Annotated in this window: 4 protein-coding genes; 2 read left to right on the top strand and 2 right to left on the bottom strand. The window is 74.7% G+C overall.

The annotated features are described in order from the left end of the window. Positions 1–282: 282 nt before the first annotated feature. Entirely contained in the window at positions 283–3,084 is a 2,802-nt protein-coding gene (locus HET64_RS36375) for an AAA family ATPase (protein WP_308370427.1), read from the bottom strand. A gap of 194 nt (positions 3,085–3,278) precedes the next feature. Between HET64_RS36375 and HET64_RS36370 the strand changes: the two genes are divergently transcribed. Further along, positions 3,279–3,737 (top strand): Rieske (2Fe-2S) protein, encoded by a 459-nt coding sequence (locus HET64_RS36370; RefSeq protein ID WP_215111509.1) that lies wholly within the window; start codon positions 3,279–3,281, stop codon positions 3,735–3,737. Here HET64_RS36370 and HET64_RS36365 read toward each other — a convergent pair. Next, positions 3,724–4,404, bottom strand: coding sequence for a cysteine hydrolase (locus HET64_RS36365; RefSeq protein ID WP_215111508.1), 681 nt, complete (start codon positions 4,402–4,404; stop codon positions 3,724–3,726). The genes HET64_RS36370 and HET64_RS36365 overlap by 14 nt on opposite strands. 209 nt (positions 4,405–4,613) lie before the next feature. Here HET64_RS36365 and HET64_RS36360 point away from each other — a divergent pair, with 209 nt between their 5' ends. Continuing rightward, a complete protein-coding gene (locus HET64_RS36360) occupies positions 4,614–5,084 on the top strand; it encodes a pyridoxamine 5'-phosphate oxidase family protein (protein WP_215111507.1) in 471 nt (156 codons plus the stop codon). The last annotated feature ends 26 nt before the right edge of the window (positions 5,085–5,110 follow it).

The raw sequence follows: 5,110 nt of genomic DNA, 5'->3' as shown, positions 1-5,110 counted from the left end.
GTTCCGGCGAGTCCGAGCGCCATGGCCGCGGCGGCCGCGGTACACAGTGCGCCGAGGCGCGGTCTGCTGGTTGTGCGCATGGTCTGGTTGCTCCCTTGGCTCCGTGTGATGGGGAACCGCGCGCGGCCGCCGCGAGTTGGGGGCGGCGGCTCGGCACGGGTGGCACAGGAGCCGCCGCTCCGGGCTGGGGTGTGGGGCAGGGTGTGTGCCCGGTGCGGCGACGGGGCAACTCTCCGGCCCCCTCCGGGTCGGAACAATCCGTACGGCACTGCGTAGCGCCACCTATTCAATGGCCCCCGCACGCCCGGAATCATCCGGGACTCCGCCCGGGTGGATCTCCCGCACCTCGCCGCGGGCGGACACGTTCAGCTTCCGGAGCACCTTCGCGACGTGCTGTTCCACGGTGCGCGGCGACAGGAAGAGCAGCTCGGCGATCTCCCTGTTGGAATGCCCCGTCGCCACCAGGCGGGCGACGTCCCCTTCACGCGGGGAGAGCTCGTTGCCGTATCCCCTGCGCCCCCGCCTGGGACCCTGTGGAGCTCCAGCGCCCCGCTCGCGCAGGGCGCTGCGGCAGCGCGCGGCGTCCCGTACGGCCCCGAGCGCCTCGAAGCCCGCGGCGACCGCGCGCAGCCGCTCCACCTCTCCTCCGGCGGCCCGCTCCGCGCACAGCGCCGCCGGGTACGGGGCAGGGAGCGCCGCGTACCGTTCGGCGGCGCGGGCGTGGTCGCCCCGGCAGGCGGCGAGCGCGGCCCTGGCGGCGGGTGCGTCCAGGTCGCCGAGGCCGGCCGTGAACTCGGCGAGCAGCTCACGCGCTTCGAGGGCGCGGTCCGTCGCGCGGTACGCCGTCAGCGCGGCCGGAACCAGCTCCGCTGCCCAGCCCCAGACACCCTTGCGGCGGACCCGGTCCAGCGCCCGCGCGGCCTCCGTGTACGCCCCGCCCCTCTCGCCCCGCTCCAGCCGGATCCGTACGGCGGCGGCCGACGCGGCGGCGAGTGCGGGAGCCGGGGCGTTGGCGGGGTCGCCGAGCGCCGCCGCGTCCAGGTGCTCCAGCGCCGCGTCCCACTCCCCGCACGTCTCGGCGAGCAGCCCGAGGACGAGGTGGGCGTCGGACGCGATGCCCGAGACGCCGGGCGCGTCCGCCAGGACCGTACGGGCCCGTTCGGCGAGGCCCTGCCAGGCGCCGCGCGTCCAGGCCATGCGCAGGGCGGTGCCCTCGATGATGCCGCTGAGGAAGGGGGCTCCGGCCGCTTCCGCGAGCCGCACCCCCTCGTCCCGGAAGCGTTCGGCGTCGGCGGACCGGCCCACCCAGGCGCAGGCGTCGGCCGCGTTGGCGCACATCCGGGCGAGTTCGACGCGTTCGGCCGCGCTCCGCCGGTCGGCGAGCAGCTTCTCGGCTTCGTCGCGCACCGCGTCGCCGTCGCCGAGGCAGACCCGCAGCGCCAGGAAGTTGCCGCGCACCGCGAGCCGCAGCGCCCGGTCGCCGTGTCGGGCGGCGAGTTCCTCGGCCCGTTCGGCCCAGTGCGTGTGGACGGCGACGGGGTGCTCGCCCCATACGGGCATGGCGAGGCCCGCCATGGCGCGAGCGGCCAGCTCGGGGCGTTCGTGCAGTTCGTCCACGGCCAGCTCGGTGTCCAGGCGGCCCTGTTCGTGCCGGCCGGCCTGGTTGTTGAGCAGCAGTCCCAGGTTGAGACGGATCTCGCCCCGCACCGCGTCCGGCAGTTCGGCGGAGGAGGCGGAGGAGACGACCCGGCGCAGCAGCCTGCTGGAGCGCCGGTGAGCCAGCCCGAAGAGCGCCGCGCGGCTGAGGCGCACCGCGAGCCGCGCCCGGTCCTCCTCCGGGAGGCGGGGGTCGTCCAGGAGCCCCTCGTAGAGCTCGACGGCGAGCGCCGCGTCACCGAGGCTCCGGGCGGACTCGGCGGCCTGTTCGGCGTACGTGCGCCAGGCGGTCAGGTCGCTCGCCTGGCGGGTGTGGTGGGCGAGCTGCACGAGCGGCGGGGGTTCGTGGGTGGCCAGCACCGCGGTGGCGCGCCGGTGGAGCCGACGCCGGTCCGGCCTCATGAGCCCTTCGTAGACGGCCTGTTGGGCCAGGCCGTGGCGGAAGCCGTAGCGGTCGTCCCCGCAGTCGTGGAGCACGCCCGCGCGCAGGGCCTCCCGCAGGGCGTCGGCCGCTTCGTCGCCGTGCTGGCCCGACACCGCGCTGATCAGCTCCTCGGCGGCGGGCACCTTCAGTACGGCTGCGGCGTGCACGGCGGCCGCCGCCGGCTCCGAGAGGCCCGCCACCCTCTCTGCCATGGCGTCGCGCAGGAGAAGGGGCACCGCCCCCTCGGATCCGTCGAGTTCGCCCGGCTCCTCCAGAACGAATTCGAGGACGAAGGGGATGCCCGCAGTCCGTTCGTGCAGCCGGTGCGCCACAGCGGCGGGGACGTCGCGGCCGGTCAGCGCCGCCGTGAGGGTCCTCACTCCGGCGACGTCGAGCGGGCTCAGCGGGAGAACCACGGAGGTGACGCCCGGCGGATGCCGGTAGGCGCGGCCCAGCGGCAGCGCCCCGCTCATGAGGTCCTCACGGCGGTAGCTGAGGACGGTGGACAGGCCCGGCGGTGGGTCGTCGGCCAGGAAGCGGAGCAGGTCCCGGGTGCCGTCGTCGGCCCAGTGCAGATCCTCCACGACGAGGACTGCCGGGGACACCGCCGCGAGCAGTGCCCGCACGGCCCGGAAGAGACGGTGGGCCGCCGCCTGCGGATCGAGCAGCGGAGCCGGATCGGGCGGAAGTTGTCCGGCGAGTTCGGGAAGGTAGGGGCGCAGGGCCCCGCAGACCGGGTTGAGCCGCTCGGGGACCGCGCCCTCCAGGGTGCGGAGGACGTCGAAGACGGGACCGTACGGGAAGGGCTCGCGCAGCGGCGGGCAGGCGCCGGCGAGGACCCGGGCGCCGGGCGGGCGGCCGGGGCCGGGCACGGAGTGTCCGACGGCCTCCCGGATCAGCCGGGTCTTGCCGACGCCCGCCTCCCCCTCGATCAGGGCGACCGACGGCGGGTGGGCGATCGCGTCGAGCAGGGCGTGCAGTTCTCCGGTCCGTCCGACCAGCACCAACGCGGACTCCCCTGATGGCGGCGGCAGATGTCGGCGAAACTACCCCCGGCCGACGGGGCCGTCCAGCGGCCTTCCGACATCCCGGCATCCCGGCATCCCGGCGTGAACACCGCGCCCCGGGGGCACGTACCCCTGACCGAAGTGACCGAGCTGGGAAGACAGTCGAGAAGACCGACGAAGGGAATGCCGCGATGAGCGCAACGCAGGAGCGCCGGAGCCTCCTCGGACGCCGCACGGTCGTCGCCGCGGTGGGAGCGGCCGGAGCGGCCGCCGCCCTCACCGCGTGCGGCGGATCGGACGGTTCGGAGGGTTCGGGGAGTCCGGACGCGGTCGAGCAGCCCGGGAGCGGCGGCGGGAAGGGTGGAGAGGTGCTGGCCGCGACCGCGGACATCCCGGAGGGCGGCGGGGTGGTCTTCGCCACGCAGAAGGTCGTGGTGACCCAGCCTCAGCAGGGCGAGTTCAAGGCGTTCTCGTCCACGTGCACCCATCAGGGCTGCGCGGTCAAGGACGTCTCGGACGGCGTGATCACGTGTCCCTGCCACAACTCCACGTTCGACGCCGCCACCGGCAGCCCGACCGGCGGGCCCGCAACGCAACCGCTGCCCGCCCGTGAGATCAGCGTCGAGGGCGACTCGATCAGGCTGGTGTAGCCGCTCCCTGTCCCCTCCCCTGCCCGCGCGGTCGCTTCCAGCCGACGAGTACGGCGTCCGTGGTGGTGACGGTGGCGACGAGGGCGAGCGTGTTGCGGACCATCGCGGGGGTGTACTCGGCGGGCACCCCCGCGATGGCGTCGGCCGGTACGACGGCCGTGTAGCCGAGGTTGACCGCGTCGAAGACGGCGTTGGGGATCGCGATGTTGGCCGATACGCCGGTGACGACGAGCGTCCGGCAGCCGAGGTTGCGCAGCAGCGGGTCGACGTCGGTGCCGGCCAGCGGCGAGAGGCCGTGCAGCCGGCGGACGACGAGGTCCTCGTCGGCCACCTCGATGGGGGCCGCGACCCGGACGGCGGTGCTGCCGGTGTGCTGCTGGACGGGCAGCCGGGCGGCTGCGCGGAAGAGCCGGGCGTTGTGGTTGCCGCCGCGACCGTCGGGCCGGCTCTCGGCGACCGCGTGCATCACCTGGACTCCGCTCCCGTGGGCGGCGGCGACGAGGCGGGCGATGTTGTCGAGCGCGCCCGACGAGCGGGCCGCGGCGGCGAGTTCGGGCAGGGCGCTGTCCGGCCCCACGACGCCCTGCTGGCACTCGACGGTCAGCAGGACGGTGGTGGCGGGGTCGAGCAGTTCGGTGAGCCGCTCCTGTGAGGACCTCGACGGCACGGGCGCTCCTCCCTTTCCTGTGTCCGCCGCCCGGGAAGACGGGCTCCTGCGGAGGGCTGCTGCGGACGGGCTCCTGGGGACGGACTTCTGTGGACGGACCGGGCGCGCGAGAGTAGCGGCCATTGCGTCATCAAGGAAGAGCGTCCATGATTTCTGACACCCAATCAGATAATTTCTGACACTCAGCCAGATCCCGGGAGAGGGCGACCATGACCGACACCCAGCGACGAGGCCGCCGGATCATGATGACGCCCGGGGAGCGGGACGCCTATCTCGGCGAACAGCGCACCTGCCGGGTGGCGACGCTCAGCCGTGACGGCGCCCCGCACGTCGGCGCCCTGTGGTTCGTCTGGGACGGCGGCTCCCTCTGGCTGTACTCCATCACGCGCAGCCTGCGCTGGTCCCAACTGCGCGGGGACGCCAGGGTCGCCGTGGTCGTGGACGACGGCGAGGGGTACGGGGAGCTGCGCGGCGTGGAGCTCACCGGCCGGGCGGAGTTCGTCGGCGAGGCGCCCCGCACGGGCGAGCCCTGCCCCGAACTCGTGGAGCCGGAGCGGCTGTTCCCCGTGAAGTACTTCGGCATGACGGAGATGCCGCACGACGGACGGCACGCCTGGCTGCGGCTCACCCCGGAGACGATCACCTCCTGGGACTTCCGCAAGCTCGCCGATCTCGCCTGACCCCCCGCCCGCGGCCGTCGCGCCCC

This window comes from Streptomyces sp. McG3 (genome assembly GCF_018619185.1).
In the GTDB taxonomy this organism is placed as follows: Bacteria; Actinomycetota; Actinomycetes; order Streptomycetales; family Streptomycetaceae; genus Streptomyces.
The sequence above is the reverse complement of the archived record's forward strand: the minus strand, read 5'-3'. Positions and strand labels throughout refer to the sequence as shown.